This is a genomic window from Luteibacter jiangsuensis (assembly GCF_030812295.1).
Taxonomy (GTDB): Bacteria; Pseudomonadota; Gammaproteobacteria; order Xanthomonadales; family Rhodanobacteraceae; genus Luteibacter; species Luteibacter jiangsuensis_A.
This window is the reverse complement of record NZ_JAUSSK010000001.1, coordinates 746122-763219: the sequence shown is the minus strand read 5'-3', so window position 1 is coordinate 763219 and position 17098 is coordinate 746122. Positions and strand designations below refer to the sequence as shown.

General features: G+C 65.6%; 14 protein-coding genes. 12 read left to right on the top strand and 2 right to left on the bottom strand.

The features are described from left to right. Positions 1 to 74: 74 nt before the first annotated feature. Positions 75 to 356: a hypothetical protein gene (locus tag J2T07_RS03295; protein ID WP_306847221.1), complete on the top strand. Its 282-nt coding sequence runs from the start codon at positions 75 to 77 to the stop codon at positions 354 to 356. A gap of 83 nt (positions 357 to 439) precedes the next feature. Continuing rightward, the gene (locus J2T07_RS03290) at positions 440 to 1276 is read left to right on the top strand and encodes a dimethylarginine dimethylaminohydrolase family protein (protein ID WP_306847219.1); all 837 of its coding nucleotides are present in this window, start codon (positions 440 to 442) and stop codon (positions 1274 to 1276) included. Positions 1277 to 1416: 140 nt separating this feature from the next. On the opposite strand, the gene J2T07_RS03285 is transcribed toward J2T07_RS03290, so the two are convergent. Together J2T07_RS03285 and J2T07_RS03280 are read right to left on the bottom strand one after the other, a co-directional pair. Continuing rightward, the gene (locus tag J2T07_RS03285) at positions 1417 to 1875 is read right to left on the bottom strand and encodes a YaiI/YqxD family protein (RefSeq protein ID WP_306847217.1); all 459 of its coding nucleotides are present in this window, start codon (positions 1873 to 1875) and stop codon (positions 1417 to 1419) included. A gap of 2 nt (positions 1876 to 1877) precedes the next feature. Further along, positions 1878 to 2753 (bottom strand): PhzF family phenazine biosynthesis protein, encoded by an 876-nt coding sequence (locus J2T07_RS03280; protein WP_306847215.1) that lies wholly within the window; start codon positions 2751 to 2753, stop codon positions 1878 to 1880. Positions 2754 to 2894: 141 nt separating this feature from the next. On the opposite strand from J2T07_RS03280, the gene J2T07_RS03275 reads away from it, so the two are divergent. The 10 genes from J2T07_RS03275 (at position 2895) to msbA (ending at position 17095) form a co-directional block, all read left to right on the top strand. Then, positions 2895 to 3497: a rhomboid family intramembrane serine protease gene (locus tag J2T07_RS03275; protein ID WP_306847213.1), complete on the top strand. Its 603-nt coding sequence runs from the start codon at positions 2895 to 2897 to the stop codon at positions 3495 to 3497. A gap of 106 nt (positions 3498 to 3603) precedes the next feature. Then, positions 3604 to 4608 (top strand): histone H1-like repetitive region-containing protein, encoded by a 1005-nt coding sequence (locus J2T07_RS03270; RefSeq protein WP_430539303.1) that lies wholly within the window; start codon positions 3604 to 3606, stop codon positions 4606 to 4608. A gap of 106 nt (positions 4609 to 4714) precedes the next feature. Then, a complete protein-coding gene (locus tag J2T07_RS03265) occupies positions 4715 to 5380 on the top strand; it encodes a hypothetical protein (protein WP_306847209.1) in 666 nt (221 codons plus the stop codon). A 150-nt stretch (positions 5381 to 5530) separates the two neighbouring features. Next, positions 5531 to 7834, top strand: coding sequence for a DNA internalization-related competence protein ComEC/Rec2 (locus tag J2T07_RS03260; protein WP_306847207.1), 2304 nt, complete (start codon positions 5531 to 5533; stop codon positions 7832 to 7834). A 768-nt stretch (positions 7835 to 8602) separates the two neighbouring features. Next, positions 8603 to 9190, top strand: a complete 588-nt coding sequence (locus J2T07_RS03255; RefSeq protein WP_306847206.1) for a hypothetical protein — start codon at positions 8603 to 8605, stop codon at positions 9188 to 9190. A gap of 223 nt (positions 9191 to 9413) precedes the next feature. Next, positions 9414 to 10601: a glycosyltransferase family 2 protein gene (locus J2T07_RS03250; RefSeq protein ID WP_306847204.1), complete on the top strand. Its 1188-nt coding sequence runs from the start codon at positions 9414 to 9416 to the stop codon at positions 10599 to 10601. Between the two features lie 164 nt (positions 10602 to 10765). Then, a complete protein-coding gene (locus tag J2T07_RS03245) occupies positions 10766 to 14119 on the top strand; it encodes a GH92 family glycosyl hydrolase (protein ID WP_306847203.1) in 3354 nt (1117 codons plus the stop codon). Positions 14120 to 14228: 109 nt separating this feature from the next. Beyond that, the gene (locus tag J2T07_RS03240) at positions 14229 to 14891 is read left to right on the top strand and encodes a MotA/TolQ/ExbB proton channel family protein (protein ID WP_306847201.1); all 663 of its coding nucleotides are present in this window, start codon (positions 14229 to 14231) and stop codon (positions 14889 to 14891) included. A 3-nt stretch (positions 14892 to 14894) separates the two neighbouring features. Beyond that, entirely contained in the window at positions 14895 to 15323 is a 429-nt protein-coding gene (locus J2T07_RS03235) for an ExbD/TolR family protein (protein WP_306847199.1), read from the top strand. Continuing rightward, positions 15320 to 17095 carry a lipid A export permease/ATP-binding protein MsbA gene (gene msbA / locus J2T07_RS03230; RefSeq protein WP_306847197.1) on the top strand — a complete coding sequence of 592 codons (1776 nt, stop codon included), beginning with the start codon at positions 15320 to 15322 and terminating at the stop codon, positions 17093 to 17095. The genes J2T07_RS03235 and msbA overlap by 4 nt, the downstream gene beginning before the upstream one ends. The last annotated feature ends 3 nt before the right edge of the window (positions 17096 to 17098 follow it).

The window sequence follows — 17098 nt, the reverse complement described above, 5'->3', positions numbered from 1 at the left end:
CTTCACAATCGCTAGCCCGGCGGGTCCGCGACAATCGGTCCCGCACGCTGTTGTGCGGCTTACGGATGGATGTCATGTCGGCAACCTGGAAGACGGTGTACGAGGGCCAGCACGAAGGCCGCTCGATCACGGTGAGAGAATCCGGCGACGGAACCTACAAGGTCCTTACCAAGCAGAACGTCCATGACGAGGGCATCGCCTACCAGGACGGCAAGACCTTCGTCCACGTCTCCCCGAGCAGCGTGGGCGAGCAGGTGGAAAGCGAGGCGAATTCGCTCGAATCGCTCCAGGAGGCCTTGAAGGAACTGCATTTTTCCGCCGACACGGTCACCCGCATCTGCGCCAGGCTGCACTGACGAGCCGGCGCGCGTTTCTGCCATGATGGGGCCTCGTTCCCCCATACAGGCGTGCACCGTCCATGGCAGAAACGATGTCCCCGATGATCGAGCGCACCGTCCCCCGGATATTGATGTGCGCACCTACGTTCTTCGAGGTCAGCTACGTCATCAATCCGTGGATGACCGGCCACGTCCACGACACCACCCTGGAGCGCTCCCAGCGCCAGTGGGACGCCCTCCGCGACACGATTTCCCGCCATGCCGACGTGGTCCAGCAACCGCCGGCCGAGGGGTGGCCGGACATGACGTTCACCGCCAACGCGGGCCTGGTCTTCGGCAACACCTTCGTGCCCAGCCACTTCCGTTATGCGGAGCGCCAGGGTGAGGAGCCGTACGATCGGGCCTGGTTCGAACGCCACGGCTTCGACATCGTGGAATTGCCGGGGGGCGTGTTCTTCGAAGGTGCCGGTGACGCCTTGTTCGACCGCGGCGTCGCCCGTCGCCTCTGGATGGGCCACGGCCATCGCTCGGATGTCGCGGCCGCACCCGCGCTGGCACGCTTGCTCGACGTCGAAGTGTTGTCGCTGAAGCTCGCCGACCCGCGCTTCTATCACCTCGATACCTGCTTTTGTCCCCTGGCCGATGGCTACACGCTGTACTTCCCCGCGGCATTCGATGCGGCGGCCTTGGCGCTGATCGAGCAACACGTGCCGCCCGGCCAGCGCATCGCGGTGCATGAGCACGACGCCCTCGATTTCGCCTGCAACGCGGTGAACCTAGGCCGCGTGGTGATCCTCAACCGCGCCAGCGCCGATTTGCGCTCCCGGTTGGAGGGCGCGGGTTTCATGGTGATCGAGGTGGCCCTGGACGAGTTCATGAAGTCCGGCGGGGCGGCGAAGTGCCTGACCTTGAAGCTGGATGAGGCGACGGGGGCGTGATGTTTCGCCTGGCGGTGGGGCTTGGTGGGAGTGGAGCTTGGTGGGAGCCGACCCAGTCGGCGATCCCGCGGCAGCGGGCCGGGTCACGGCAAGCATCCATCGCCGACAGGGTAGGGGCTCCCACCCCACGCGGTAAGGTTCTAGCGAAGCGCTGAGCGGCGCCGCGCAAGCCATTTGTCCAGCTCGTTGGCGAAGGCCTGGCGATCGCGCTGATGCATCACGGCGGGGCCGCCGGTGTCCACGCCGGCGCCACGCAGTTCCTCCATGAAATTGCGCATCGACAGCCGAGCAGCGATGGTGTCCCGAGTGAACATCTCGCCGCGCGGGTGCAATGCCAGCGCGCCTTTCTCGATGGCGAAGGAGGCGAGCGGAATATCCTGCGTGACCACGAGATCCCCTGGCTCGACGCGGCGCACGATCTCGTCGTCGGCGACATCGAACCCGCCCGGTACCTGGATCGAACGGACGAAACGCGAGGCCGGTGTCCGGATCCATTGGTTCGCCACCAGTGTCACCTCGACCTGCTCGCGCTCGGCGGCACGGAACAGGATGTCCTTGATGACGTTCGGGCAAGCGTCCGCGTCGACCCAGATCCGCATGGTCAGAGGTCCTGCCAGTCCACGTGGCCATCGATGATGGTGTTGGTGCGCCCGCCGACCCACACCGCGTCGCCGTCGATGCGGATGATGATGCGCGCGTCATGCCCCACCTCGCGGCCCTGGCTCACGACATAACCCTTGGCGAGCGAGCCGGTCGTGTCGCGCGCGGCCACGTAGGCGGCGATCAGGCCATTCGCCGCGCCGGAGGCCGGATCCTCGACGATACCCACGCCTGCGGGAAAGGCGCGCACGGCCAGCCCTTCGACCGAGCGCGCGAAAACGCAAAGCCCGAGCGTGTCGGTGGCCAGGGCCAGCGCGCGGATGGCGGCGTGGTCGGGGCGCCAGCCACGCAGTTCGGCCTCGTCGGCGAACTCGGCCACCCACCAGCGGCGGCCGCCTTCGACGCAGGCCGGGGGCAGGGCGCCTGGCTTCACGCCGTAGAGCACGGCCGACAAGGTCTCGCCACCGCACGAGGCGTCGCCGACGATGCGTGCCTTTGGCGATTGCACGAACAATTCGCGTTGCTGGCCGTGGCCTTCCACGCGGATGGGCAGGACGCCGGCACCGCATTCCTGCCAGATGATGCCGGCGGCATCCGGCATGACCAATCCCGCATCGAGCGCGGCGTGCGCGCTGCCGATGGTGGGGTGGCCGGCGAAGGGGATTTCCTTGGTCGGGGTGAAGATCCGGGCGCGGTAGCCGGCACCTTCGGCACGCGCCGGCATCAGGAACGTGGTTTCGACCAGGTTCGTCCAGTGGGCGAAGCGTTGCATGCGGCGGTCCGACCAGTCTTCCGCGTCGATCACGACGCCGAGCGGGTTGCCACCGCCATGACGGGCGGCGAAGACGTCGAGCTGCTTGTAACGGATGGAAGGCATGCGGTGGGGCCGTGGAAACGGAGGGGAACCGTCATGATAGCCGTCCAAAGCCCGAACGGGAGGTGCGGCGGCATTCGACATCCGCGCGGGATACCGCCAAGATGCGCGCTGGCTCGACGCGTAAGGACGCTGTTTCAAGGCATGATCACGCTGCTCATCATCCTCGCGACCTGTGTGGTCTCGATCGTCGCTTTCCGCAACCAGCGCCTGCTGGACGACCTGATCCTCTGGCCACCGGCCCTCAGCCGCAGCCGCGAGTACTACCGGCTCGTCACCTATGGCCTGGTGCACGCGGATGGCGGCCACCTGTTCTTCAACATGATCTCGCTGTATTTCGCGGGACGCATCATGGAACAGTTCTTCGCCGCCGCCATGGGGCCGCTGGGGTTCCTCACCTTCTATATCGGCGCCCTGGTCTTCTCGATCCTGCCTTCGTACATGGCGAACCGGCAGAACGCGGCGTATCGCAGCCTGGGCGCCTCGGGTGCCGTCTCGGCCATCCTCTTCGCCTTCATCCTGCTGGCGCCCTGGTCGCGGATCTACCTCATCGTCGTACCGATGCCGGCGATCCTCTACGGTGTGTTGTTCGTCGCCTATTCGATCTACATGGACAAGCGCGGCGGGGACAACGTGAACCACAGCGCGCACCTGTGGGGTGCGCTGTATGGCGTGATCTTCACCGTGGCGTTGAAGCCGGCGGCGTTGCTCAGCTTCATCGCATCGCTGACGCAACCGAGGTTGTGATGCGCGAACCTGAACTCTTCCGATAGATTCATGTGACTTCGGACGACGGCTGTTACATCATGCGACCGACCGGAACGAAAACCTGATCGCAACGACGTCGTCCGGCATGCACGCGGGTTTCCCCGGTGGGGTGGTTCGCGTCGGCTACTACCGCAGGAGGAATGAACGCATGGCTACGACCCGAAAGTCCGCCGCGAAGAAATCCGCGGCCAAGAAGACGGCTACGAAGAAGACGGCTACCCGTAAGACCGTCGCGAAGAAGGCAGGCGTCCGCGCCGCCGTGAAGAAGACCGCCCGCAAGGCCGCACGTCCGGCAGCGAAAAAGGCTTCCGTAAAGAAGGCTTCCGCGAAGAAGGCACCGGCGAAGAAGACATCGGCACGCAAGTCGGCGGCGAAGAAGGCGCCAGCGCGCAAGGTCGCGGCCAAGAAAGCCGCGAAGAAAACCTCCGCGCGGAAGGTCGCCACCCGGAAGTCGCCCGCGCGCAAGACCGCCGTGAAGAAGGCCGCCGCGAAGTCGCCGGCGCGCAAGTCCGCGACCCGTAAGGCGGCGAAGAAAACCGGCACGAAGACGACGGCCCGGAAGTCGCCGGCACGCAGCGGCGCGGTGAAGGCGGCGACCCGGAAGACTGCCGCCAGCAAGTCCGCCGCACCCAAGACGGTCAGTCGAAAGACGTCGGCGCGCAAGGCACCCGCCCGCTCGACAGGGCAGGCCTCGCCATCGCGCACCACGGCGAGCAAGACGCCGCGCGGCAGGGCCACCACCGCTCAGGCACCCACACACGCGGCCGCGCCGGTGAAGGCGAAACCGAAGCCGGCAGCCAAGCCGCGTCCGAAACCGGCCCCCGCGGCACAGGCACCCGAAGCAACCGACGCGCCGGTCCAGCACATCAGCCAGGAAGAGGCGGTGGCGCACATCCAGGCCTTGCTCGACGCGAAGCGTGAACGTGACCGCCAGCCGCCGAACTGGCCGACGGGCGATCAGCACGCGGCGGGCGCGCCGAACATCCAGCCGGGCGACGAACCCAATCCGGCGCCGAAGGCTCCGTCGCCCGAAGCGAGCCACGCTAACGCTTCCCACGAACGCGGCGATCAGCAGAAGAACAAAGGCTGAGCGTGAAAGCTGAATGAAAGGAAAGGGCCGCCTCGCGCGGCCTTTTCTTTTTAGCGACCGTTCAATCGCGCGAGCGCAGTGTCGAGCCGTCCCTCGGAGAACCTCCATGCGTCGTGCGCATTCGCTGATCCTCGCACTAGCGGCCTGCCTGCCACTCGCGGGTTGTTACTACGATCCGGACTACGGCTATGTCCGTAACGGCTCGGGCGCCGACGCGTACTACGGCGAAGAGACGACGACGGTGGTTTCTCCGGGTGTCTATGACCCTGGCTACGGTTATTACGGCGGCGGCTATGGCCCCGGTTGCTGCTACTCCGGCGTCACCGTCGGCACGGTCTGGTACGACCGCGACTACGATCGCCGGTACTACCGGCGCGACCGCGACTGGCACGGACGTCCCCCACCGCGCGGCGACTGGAACGGGCGCCCCGACGGCGACCATCGTCCGCCGGGTGGTTGGCAGGGCAACAACCGCCCACCGGGTGGCTGGCGTGGAAACGATCGCCCCCGTGACAACGACGGCGATCGCGGACCGCGTGGTGGCGGCTGGCAGGGTGGCAACCGCCCCCCGAGAGGCGATAGCCAAACGGGGAACCGTCCGCCACGGGGAGACGGTCAGATGGGTAACCGCCCCGGCGGCTGGCAAGGCGGTGGAAATCGCGTCGATGGCATTCACCGCGCACCTCCGTCATCGGCACCGCGTAGCGCACCCCCGGTCCGGCAGGCAGGCACCGGCCGCGACCGCAGCCGCTTCCGCAGCGACACCGACTAACGCAAAGCCGCGTTCGCGGCTCGGTGGGAGCCGACCCTGTCGGCGATAAAACCTCGCCCCACGCCACATCCCATCCCCACATGCCGGGCCGGCCCGCACGAACCCCGTAACCCCCTAGCCTGAAGGCCGATTCCGTGCAGGCGACCGGCCGTGCTCCGCTCTCCTATTTCCATCGTCACGCTAGCCGTGGCCGCCGCCATCGGCTGTACGGCCGTGCAAGGACTGGCATGGCTTCCACCATGGAAACTGTCGGCCCTCATGGGCGTGCTCGCGCTTGGCGTCTTCCTGCGTGCGGGCAACGCATGGATTCGGCTCCCCGCCGTCCTGCTGATGTTCGCCGCCTGGTCCGCCATTCATGGCGCCCTCGCCATGGATGCGCGCTGGGCGGCCTCGCGCGATGGCGAGGATGTCACCGTCACCGGCCATGTCGTGGACTTGCCGCGCCGTATCGGTGCCGACACATCGTTCGTCTTCGCGCCGGATAAAGGCGGCGGCGCCGACGCACCGCGAGGACGCGTGCGCCTCACCTGGTACCGCGCGGTGGCGCCACCGAAGCCTTGCGAGCGTTGGCGCCTTACGGTGCGCCTGCGCCGGCCGCGGGGCTCGCTCAACCCGGGTGGCGGCGACACGGAGCGCGGCGCATTGCAGCGGCGCCTCGTCGCCACCGGCTATGTCCGCGCAGGGCCAGGGAACACGCGGCTTTCCTCCCCGATCTGTATCGACGCCTGGCGAGACCGCATCGGCGAGGCGCTCGATGCACGGGTCGGTGTCCACGACGCCCGCATCCTCAAAGCGTTGGCGATCGGCGATACCCGTGGTCTCGACGCCGCGGATTGGGATATCGCGCGGGCGACGGGCGTATCGCACCTCATCGCGATTTCCGGATTCCATGTCGGTGTCGCGGCGGGTGGCGGCGTGTTGTCGGCGCGCCTGCTGTATGCCTGTTTGCCTTGGCTTGCCCTGACCCTGCCGCGACAGTTGGCGCAAGCGTTCGCAGGCCTCTTCGTCGCGGGGGCGTATGGCGTCCTTGCCGGACTTGGCCTGCCGACAGTCCGGACCCTGCTGATGATCGCCGTCGTCGTACTGGCTGGACTCGGGCGACGGCGCGCGGGCGGAGCCTCGCTCCTCGCCCTCGCGTTGCTCGCCGTCCTGGTCGTCGACCCCCTCGCTGTGCTCGCCCCGGGGTTCTGGCTGTCTTTCGGCGGGGTGGGTTTTCTCATGCTGTGCGTGACGCCTCGTGCGACGGGATGGCGTGGTTGGCTCGGCGCCTTGTTGCAGGCGCAGGCGGCCATGAGCATCGCCTTGCTACCGATGTCGCTATGGTGGTTCGGAAGCGCCTCGTTGGTGGGCTTCGCGGCGAATCTCATCGCCGCGCCCCTGGTCAGTTTCCTCGTCGTGCCGCTGGTTCTCTGCGGCTGCGTCGTGCTCGCATGGCCTGCGCTTTCCGGGGTGCTCCTTGTGCCAGCCTCGTCGCTGCTTTCGTGGCTATGGCGTCTGCTCGCCACGATGGCCGATTGGCCGGGTGCACGCGTAAGCGTCGCCGAAAGCGGAGCGCTGCCGATGATCCTGGCGACCTGTGGCGCGGCATGGCTGTTCGCTCCGCGTGGCGTGCCATTGCGAAGTTATGGCGCCTTGCTGTTCTTGCCCCTGGCCCTGCCGCCACGTGACCTGCCGGCACATGGCGCGTTCCGCGCTTGGGTGCTGGACGTGGGGCAGGGGCTCTCGGTGTTGGTAAGAACGCGGTCGCATACGCTGGTCTACGACGCGGGGCCGGCGTATGCCAGCGGCCAGGACGCCGGCGCGGGCATCGTCCTGCCGTCCGTCACGGCGCTCGGCATCGGGCCCGTGGACTCCCTCGTGATAAGCCATGGCGATAGCGACCATGCGGGCGGTGCCGCATCCGTCGTGGGACGTTACCCGCAGGCGGCGCGCCTGTCCGGGGAGCCTGGGCGGCTCCGCTTCGAAGCGATGCGATGCCTGCCCGGTACGGCATGGTCGTGGGACGGTGTGACGTTTCGCTTCATCGAGGTGCCGGCGCAGAAGATCGGGAAGACGAGCGGTAACGACCGCTCGTGCGTGCTCGCCGTGGAAGGCGAGGGTGGCCGTCTGCTTCTCACCGGCGACCTGGGTAACAAGGCCGAACGGCTCATGGCGGCGGCATCGCTGGCATCGCCCTTACCGACGGTGACCACCATCGCTCATCACGGAAGCCGTCATTCATCCGACACCGCCTGGTTGCGCGCGGTGCGACCCACGCTCGCCATCGCCTCGGCGGGCTGGCGCAACCGTTTCGGGCATCCCCATCCATCGATCGTCGACCGGCATGCCGGCATGGGCATCGAGGTCTATGTGACGAACCGCAGCGGTGCGATCCGTATCGATTTTCCCGCGAATGCACGTCCCTATGTGGAAAGGGAGTGGCGACGGCCGAGGCGTCGGTACTGGCATGAGTGAGGGAGCGATCCGACACGTCGCCCATGTCGACTTACGCGAAGCGATGGCCGCCACTGGCAGATCGTCGCCCCAGCAACACTTAGGTTCAAGGATCCACTCATGAGCGAGTCCTCGAATGAATCATGCCCACCGAATTATCGTCATTGCTCTAGGCGCGATCTGTGCACTCGGCGACGCCTCTGCAACCGAGGATCAACTGAAGCCGCAAATTACCGGGTTCGATAGCAATGAACGTATTACTCATCTAGCCCCGGGCGGTGCGAACGCGGCGCGGGAGGTCGAAGTGTCGGTCGCCCTATTCGATGGGGTGGGCCGACCGGTTGCTTTACCAGGCGTCTCATTCACCGTCGAGGCATATGACGGCAACAGCCTGAACGGTGCGCCCATGGTTGGGCGAGCCACCACCGTATCCAACGGGCTTGGGCAAGGACGTGTACGTCTGCCCATGGGCGCCTGTAGGGGAGCTGGAATCGCAGGGCCCGTCCGAGTACATCGCACATCCAATCGCCCCGAGTACTGGGATATCACTTATGTTCCTTCGGCACAAATTCGTGTCACTGCCGAGGGGAGATTCGAAACAGCGTCTTTCGTCCATGTGTGTAGGGAAGTTTATCGGGGGACGCGGCCATGATCGTGTCCCCCGCAAGCTTGCAGCAAGCCGGGTTACAACGAATCGTTGGAGGCGACTCATCACGATCCTTGGCGGCCGGCAAGGCTGAAGGCCCGTCAGCCATACGTACTGGCCCGGCACCGTGCCGGGACCCCGTCATGCGAAATTACCAACAGCTAGGTGTCGATTTCGAATGCTTCGCGAACCGGTTGAATGGTCTGCTCGACACGATGCGAACGATCCGCTCGGATATCGTCGACGGCAACTACGATGTCATCCATGACGAAGGCCGTCTGAAAGTGGTCGACAGCACGCTCGACGAACGATCCATCGTTTGGTTGGAAGAGTCGTTGAACGGCGATCGTGAACTTGTGCGTATGGCTGCGGGCTTCAACGAGCAGGTGGTCAGGACATTCGATACGGAGCGTGGCAACTGGGACGAGCAGGGCGTGTTTCGCCGTATCGACGATGGGTACGGCGACAATGGTTGGAATCGCGACTATTCCGGCCTAGCCGGTTCAGTGGGAAGAACTACCCGCTTCATATCGTTGCAGCGAGACATCGATTCACATCGTCTTCGTCCGGAACTCGGGGAGCTCAACCGCTTCGACCGCACGGGCATCTACATGGAAAAGTACATCGAGAAGGACATCATCCAGTACCGGTCGACTTCGTCGGGAGGCCTGGAGGTCGTTCGCTCCATCGAAGGAGCCTCGATGTTTGGCTGGTTGGACCTGGTTGGCTGATCCATTCAGGTCGTGCATGTACTCCAAAACCAATGACTTCTGGCATGGCTGCCGAAACGGAGCCGCGAAGGCGTGTGGAATTCAGGGGCACCTATCCAACGATGCCTGGTTCGGGTGCTAGCCTGCGGAGACGGGCCAGTACAAAGGAGAAGGCCATGTTTACCACGGAAGGTACATCCGGTTCCCAAGCAGGAACGGGACCGGGCCGGCAATGAGTGCCGTGATGGCTCTCTTGTTGCCGATGCTCATGAGCATTGCCTGGCTGGTCGTCCTCGTGGTGGGCCTGTTGATCAGGCCAGCCAAGCCGCGTGGCATCGCCGCGCCCGACCGCATGCCTAACGTTACCGTGATGGTTCCCCATTACAACGAGGACATAGGCCGGCTCCTCGGGACGTTGGAGGCCATCGACACACAACGTTACACGGGGAGGATGGACATCCTCCTTGTCGACGACGGCTCGACCAACCAGATTCAATCGTGCCTTGTCTCGTGGGTAGGTGGCGCGCGAGAACACGCGGTGAAATCCGTCGTTCTCGATCGAAATACGGGGCGCAAAGGCAGGGCGCTGGACGAGGCACTCGTATGTCTTCCCGACGATACGGATGTGGTGGTGATCGTCGATAGCGACACGATTCCATCCGACGGAGCAATGCAAAGACTCGTGGAGCGTTTGTGGTCCGATCCCGAGTGCGCTGTCGCATGTGGCTACCTCGTCCCCTGCAATCCACACGCCTCCGCCATAACGAGGATGCAGTATCGGGAATATACGGGGGCGCTCAGTGCGACGAAGCTGGTGCAGAATCACGTCCGCCGCGTGCCTACGATGGCTGGCGCTTTCTCTGCGCATAGACGGACGGTCATCGAACACATCGGCGGATGGGGGCGATGGTCCGTGGAGGACATGGCGTGGACATGGAAAGCATTGGCGTTCGGTTACGGATCCAGGTATGTGGTGGAGGCCGTAGCCCTCACCCGTTGTCCCGAGTCGGTGGAAGGGTTGAACCGCCAAAGGCGACGTTGGTCGCGTGGGCACATCGAAGCATACGGGGAGCTTTGGCGGGCGTCACCCGGGGCAGCTGTCCTTATGTTTCCCTTCCTCGGGTGGCATGTGATCAAGCATGCGACGCTCGGATTCGCACCGTTCAATCTTCTTGCGCTCTGTTGGATACCTCTTGAAACGATCGTTCTGCTCGCGATACAGGCGGCTCTTTACCTGCTCGTGACGACGCTGCATGTCGCCCGATCGGCGAATCCGTGTGCGCAGGACTGGAGGGACGCGATAGTGTCGTCCACCATTGGCCTGTCGTTCCGTCTCTGGTTGTGGTGGCCCGGCGTCATGGGACTCGTAGACGCGGTCAGGGGCGGGAATCGGACCTGGCTGACCAGAGGGTTGCATGACAATGCAGAATGACCATGCATCGAAATGTCGGCGCGGCATGCCGGGTCCCGGCTTTATAAAGAGTACCGGCTGGTTGGACTTGGTGGGCTGATTCGCCACTCCGTGTTGCACCGCCGTTTGACATTTTGAATTTAGAACGATTTAAATGCCGCTTCCGCAAACGAGGGGATCGACGCGTGACGGTATCGAAGCACGGTTGGGGGAGGGCGGTGCTCGCCCTGGCGGCGGCGTCTGTGGTGGTACCGGTGGGAGCCCTTGCGGCTAGCCAGGGCTTCGACAGTTCGTTCGAGAAAGGAAATCCCACGCTCGCCGCTAGCCCCCAGGGCAGCCTCGATATCCGGATCGTGGGAGGGCCGCCCGCCGAGGCGGTGCTCACCGCCAAGGCGAATGTCGGCTTCACCGGCACCCATTCACTGCGGTACGCCGGCACCTCGACCGGATCGCCAGTCACCGCGAAGCTGTTCGACACCGATCTTCGCGTGGCCGACGGCACGACGCTCTCCTGGCTGGTGTTCCCTCGTTCCAACAAGGACGACCTGGCGAACCCGGCCAACTACGTGAGCGTGGATCTCGTCTTCGACGACGGTTCGCGGCTATCGGCGACCGGCGCGCGCGACCAGCATCGCGTGCCTGCCACCGCGAAGGGGCAGGGCGAAGGGCGCGTGCTCTATCCGGACCAGTGGAACTACGTGAGCGTCGATCTCGGCGCGGTGGCCAAGGGGCGCCGCGTGCGTTCGATCGCCTTGACCGCCGATGCGCCGGCAGGCAAGGCCTTCGAGGGTTATGTGGACGATGTCCGTATCGGCGTGGTCAAGGATGTCGCCAGCTCCCATCCCACCGATTATGTCGACACCCGACGTGGCTCCAACGCCAACGCCAATTTCTCTCGCGGCAACAACTTCCCCGCCGTGGCGATGCCACACGGTTTCAATTTCTGGACGCCGACCACGAACGCCGGCTCGAACTGGATCTACCAGTACCAGGAGCGCAACGGCGACGACAATCGCCCGCGTATCGAGGCGTTCGGCTTGTCGCACGAGCCCAGCCCGTGGATGGGCGAACGGCAGACCTTCCAGGTGATGCCCGCCCAGGTGGCTTCCGGCGCGCCCCCATTGAAGCGCGAGACGCGTGCGCTTTCCTTCGGCCACGATGCGGAGGTGGCGCATCCGGATTACTACCGCGTGCGCTTCGACAACGGCGTGGTCACGGAGATCACACCGACCGATCATGCCGCCATGTTCCGTTTCACCTTCACGGAGAAACGTTCGCAACTGGTGTTCGACAATCTCAACGAACAAGCGGCGGTGACGCTCGATCCGGAACACCGGGCGATCCAGGGTTGGTCCGACGTGAAGAGCCGCCTTTCCACGGGGGCCACCCGCCTGTTCTTCTACGCCGAGTTCGACAAGCCGGTGACGGAGAGCGGTCGCCTGACCGGCGAGAAGCGCGACGCCGCCTCGGCCTGGTTCGGCTTCGACACGGCCAGGAAGGGTGGCAGGACGGTGACGATGCGCATCGCCACCTCGCTCATCGGAATCGACCAGGCCAAGGCCAATCTCGCCCAGGAAATCGCCGCCGGCGACGACTTCGACAGTGTCCGCGAACGCGCCCGCAAAGCCTGGGACGAACGCCTCGGCATGATCGCCGTGGAAGGTGCGACACGCGACGAGCGCACCATCCTCTATTCCAACCTGTACCGCCTGTTCCTCTACCCCAACCAGGCGTACGAGAACACCGGCAGCAAGGAAAAGCCCGTGTGGCGCTACGCGAGCCCGTTTTCCGCGCCCGCCGGCGAAAACACGCCGACGCATACCGGCGCGCGTATCGTCGATGGCCAGCCGTACGTGAACAACGGTTTCTGGGATACCTACCGCACGGCCTGGCCCGCGTACGTACTGTTCACGCCGACGGAAGCGGGCCGGATGATCGATGGCTTCGTGCAGCAGTACCGCGACGGCGGGTGGATCGCGCGCTGGTCGTCGCCGGGTTACGCGGACCTGATGGTCGGCACCAGTTCCGATGTCGCCTTCGCGGACGCATGGCTGAAGGGCGTGCGCAACTTCGACGTGGTCTCGTTCTACCAGTCGGCGATCCGCAACGCCTCCAGTGTCAGCGATGTGAAGGGTGCCGGCCGCAAAGGCATCGAGCGCTCCCTGTTCAACGGTTATACCGACGATAAGGTCGCCGAAGGCCTGTCCTGGTCGATGGACGGATACATCAACGATTTCGCCATCGGCAACCTGGCCGCGGCGTTGGCGAAGGCGCCGCCATCCGGCGACGGCTACCGCTCCTATGCGGACGACGCGGTGTGGTACCGTTCGCGCGCCCTTGGCTACGCGAACCTGTTCGATCCCGCCGTCGGCTTCTTCGTCGCCCGCGATCCCGCCGGCAAGTGGCGATGGGATGCGAAGGATTTCAGCCCGATCCGTTGGGGCGGCGACTACACCGAGACCGATGCCTGGAACATGGCCTTCCATGCGCCGCAGGACGGTGCCGGTCTCGCCGCGCTCCATGGCGGGCGCGAGGCGCTCGGTGCGAAGCTTGACGAGTTCTTCTCCACGCCTGGCAAATTCGACGTCGGCGATTACGGCGATGTGATCCACGAGATGCTCGAGGCGCGCGACGTGCGCATGGGCCAGTACGGCCACTCCAACCAGCCGTCGCATCACATCATCTGGATGTACGACGAGGCGGGCCAGCCGTGGAAGACACAGGACAAGTTGCGCGACGCGGTGTCCCGCCTCTACGTGGGCAGCGAGATCGGCCAGGGCTATCCGGGTGACGAGGACAACGGCGAGATGTCGGCGTGGTGGTTGTTCGGTGCCGCGGGCTTCTACCCCCTGCGCATGGGCACGCCCGAGTACGTGATCGGCGCGCCTCACTTCCCGCACATGGTCATCACCCTGGAAGGCGGGGCGAAGATCGATATCCGTGCACCGGGCGTGAGCGACACCAACCGTTACGTGCAGTCGCTCAAGGTCGACGGCCAGCCGTGGAACAAGCTCAGCTTGCCACACGCGTTGCTCGCGAAGGGCGCGACGCTCGAGTTCGAGATGGGTCCCAAGCCCTCGACATGGGGCACCGGTGCCGACGCCTTGCCCGCTTCGCTCACAGCGGAAGGCTCGAAGCCGGCGCCCTTGCGCGATCTGACGCGCGCCGATGCCGTCACCCTCGGCGGCAAGCGGGAGGCGAAGCTGGCCGCGTTGGCGGACAACGACTCGTCCACGGAATTCGCGTTGCCGGCTGGCAAGGCGGTCGTCGCCTACCGCCTGGACAAGCCGGCGGGCGTCACCGTCTACACGGTGACCTCGCCCGCGTCCGCCGAGGCGCCGTCACGATGGACCTTGCAGGGCTCGGCCGACGGCAAGCACTGGACGACCCTGGACGAACGCCACGACGAGCGCTTCCCGTGGCATCGCCAGACCCGCGCCTTCGTGGTGGCCCAGCCGGCGGCGTACAGCCGGTACCGGCTGACCTTCGACGGGGCGGGTCCGAGTAGCGTGGCCGAGCTGGAGCTGTTGGCGCCGTGAGGATGCGATAGCGAAGGGGCCCGCGATCCGGACTGCCAAGGCCGCCTCAGTCCGGATCGCGGGCCCTGCTATGATGCCCGCCTGACTTTTTGGTACTCCCGGGGTTCACGTGCTCGAGATCCTTCTGGCTGGCGGCTGGGCATTGCTGCCGATCCTCATCTGCTCGCTGGCGGCGCTGGCGATCGTACTGGAACGCTTCTGGGCTCTCCGCCGCGCGGCCGTGCTGCCACCGGGGCTGGGCGCCGAGGTTCGCGAATGGGCCCGTTCGTCCAGGCTCGACGCCGCACACCTCGCCGCTCTGGAGAAGGGTTCGCCGCTGGGCGAGTTGTTCGCCGGCGCCCTGGCCGTGCGCGACCGTCCGCGTGAGCTGATCAAGGAACGCATCGAGGATACCGGCCGCCATGTGGTCCACCGCATGGAGCGCTACCTGAACACCCTCGGCACCATCGCCCTGATCGGCCCGCTGCTGGGCTTGCTGGGTACCGTGATCGGCCTGATCCGCATGTTCCTCAATGTGATGGCGGGCGGGATCGGCGATCCGACCAAGATGGCCGGCGGCATCGGCGAGGCCCTGATCTGCACGGCCTTCGGCCTGGTGGTGTCCATTCCCGCGTACGTGCTGCACCGTTATTTCCGCTCGAAGGTGAGCGGCTATGTCGTGCAGATGGAAAAGGAAGCCACGGCACTGCTGGACGATCTCTCGGCCCCGCGTCCGGCGCCGCCGCGCCGCCGTGCCGCCGCGCCGGAAGCCGCCGCCACGCAGGCCGGCTGATCCATGCGCATCGGTTCCCGTCGCGAGGACGACTTCGAGATCAACGTGATCTCGCTGATCGATGTCCTGCTCACCCTGCTGATGTTCTTCGTGCTCAGCACGACCTTCATCGAGCACTCGCGCCTCAAGGTCGACCTGCCCAAGGCGGATAGCGAGGCGCGCGACACCGCCGACAACGCGCTCACCCTCGTGGTCGACCGCGACGGCCACTACTCGGTCGGTAGCGACGAGGTGATGGGCGAGGGCATCGACCCGCTGAAGTCCACCATCGAGCGCGTGGCCGGCCCCGATCGCGGCCGGCTGGTGGTGATCCGCGCCGACGCGATGACGGCGCACCAGAACGTGGTGCGCGCGATGGACGCGCTGGGCCAGCTCGGCTTCACCCGGCTCTCGATCGCCACCACGCCGGCCGAGGCGGCGGCGAGCAAGTGAGCACACAGAAGGTTTCTGTCTGGGACGTCCGCACCTGGCGCACGTACAAGCGCCTGCTCGGCTATACCCGGCGGTTCCGTACGGCGGGATACATCGCGATCGTCGGCATGATCATCGACCCGGTCTGCCTGTCGGTGTTCACCGGCATGCTCAAGCCGTTGATCGACAATCTGTTCGTCGAGAAGGACCCCTACACGATCTTCTGGATGCCGATCTGGATCGTGGGCATTTTCCTGGTTCGCGGCGTGGCTTCATACGCCACCGACTACGGCATCGCTTATGTCGGCCGCAACGTGGTGCAGGCGATCCGCATCGACGTGTTCGCCGCCTACCTGCGCCTGCCGGCCGCCTTCTTCGCGCGCGAGCCCTCTGGTCAGCAGATCTCGCGCATCACGTATACCAGCGAGCAGGTTGCCTCGGCGTCGGCGGATTCGCTCAAGGTCGCCGTGACCGAAGGCCTGACCGTCGTCGGCATGCTCTGCGTGATGCTCTACCACAGCCCTTATCTGGCCATGGCCTTGTTGGTGCTGGTGCCCTGCGTGGTCGTGATCGTCACCGTGATCAGCCGGCGCTATCGAAAGATCAGCAAGCGCATCCAGGGCAACATGGGCACCGTGACCAGCGCGGTGGAGGAAGCCGTCGCCGCCAATCGCGAAGTGCGCATCTATGGCGGCCAAGTCCGCGAGACGGCGCGTTTCGGTGACGTCGCCGAGCGGCAGCGCCGATTGAACCTCAAGGTGTCGTCCACCAGCGCGATGTCGAGCGCGACGATCCAGACCACCGGCGCCGTGGCCCTCGCGACGCTGGTCTTCCTTGGTACGCGTCCGCACGTCCTCAACAGCATCACGCCCGGCGTGTTCACGGCCGTGCTCACGGCCATGGGCGCCATGTTGCCGTCGCTCAAGCGTCTTGCGGGCATCCAGGCCAGCCTGCAGAAGGGTGTCACCGCCGCGGAGGATCTTTTCGAGATCATCGACGAGCCCGCCGAGGTGGACACCGGTACGGAAGAACTCGTCCGTACGAAGGGCGATATTCGCTTCGAGGACGTCAAGCTCGTTTACGAGCGCAACAACCACGTGGCCTTGCGCGGCGTCGACCTCGCCTGCGCACCGGGCACGGTCACGGCGCTGGTGGGGCGCTCGGGCAGTGGCAAGTCGAGCCTCGTCAGCCTGTTGCCGCGCTTCTACGAACCGTCCGATGGTCGCATCCTGATCGACGGCCGTGACTACCGTCAGTACAAGCTCCCGTCGCTGCGCAAGCAGATCGCGTGGGTGGGGCAGCACGTGGTGCTGTTCGACGATACCGTCGCCGCGAACATCGCCTACGGCGAGATGGCCGGCGCGTCCGAAGCGGAAATCGCCGCCGCGGCACAGGCCGCCAACGCGATGGAGTTCATCGAGCGTCTGCCGGAAGGGTTGAACACCCGGATCGGGCAGGGCGGCAATTCGCTCTCCGGAGGCCAACGCCAGCGCATCGCCATCGCGCGGGCCATCCTGAAGAACGCGCCGATCCTCGTGCTCGACGAAGCCACGAGCGCCCTCGATACCGAATCGGAACGCCTGATCCAGGACGCCTTGACCCGGCTGATGCGCGATCGCACCACGCTGGTGATCGCCCACCGCCTGTCCACCATCGAGCACGCCGACCAGATCGCCGTGATGGACCAGGGGCGGATCGTCGAACTGGGTACGCATCGCGAACTCATCGACAAGGGCGGCCAGTACGCGGCGCTGCATCGCATGCAGTTCCACGAGCAGGTCACGGCGGGCTGACCG

What these genes read in the sequence shown, in the direction of transcription:
- J2T07_RS03295 (WP_306847221.1), top strand. Translation starts at nt 75, where the DNA reads ATGTCGGCAACCTGGAAGACGGTGTACGAGGGCCAGCACGAAGGCCGC.
- J2T07_RS03290 (WP_306847219.1), top strand. Translation starts at nt 440, where the DNA reads ATGATCGAGCGCACCGTCCCCCGGATATTGATGTGCGCACCTACGTTC.
- J2T07_RS03285 (WP_306847217.1), bottom strand. Translation starts at nt 1,875, where the DNA reads ATGCGGATCTGGGTCGACGCGGACGCTTGCCCGAACGTCATCAAGGAC.
- J2T07_RS03280 (WP_306847215.1), bottom strand. Translation starts at nt 2,753, where the DNA reads ATGCCTTCCATCCGTTACAAGCAGCTCGACGTCTTCGCCGCCCGTCAT.
- J2T07_RS03275 (WP_306847213.1), top strand. Translation starts at nt 2,895, where the DNA reads ATGATCACGCTGCTCATCATCCTCGCGACCTGTGTGGTCTCGATCGTC.
- J2T07_RS03270 (WP_430539303.1), top strand. Translation starts at nt 3,604, where the DNA reads ATGCACGCGGGTTTCCCCGGTGGGGTGGTTCGCGTCGGCTACTACCGC.
- J2T07_RS03265 (WP_306847209.1), top strand. Translation starts at nt 4,715, where the DNA reads ATGCGTCGTGCGCATTCGCTGATCCTCGCACTAGCGGCCTGCCTGCCA.
- J2T07_RS03255 (WP_306847206.1), top strand. Translation starts at nt 8,603, where the DNA reads ATGCGAAATTACCAACAGCTAGGTGTCGATTTCGAATGCTTCGCGAAC.
- J2T07_RS03250 (WP_306847204.1), top strand. Translation starts at nt 9,414, where the DNA reads ATGGCTCTCTTGTTGCCGATGCTCATGAGCATTGCCTGGCTGGTCGTC.
- J2T07_RS03235 (WP_306847199.1), top strand. Translation starts at nt 14,895, where the DNA reads ATGCGCATCGGTTCCCGTCGCGAGGACGACTTCGAGATCAACGTGATC.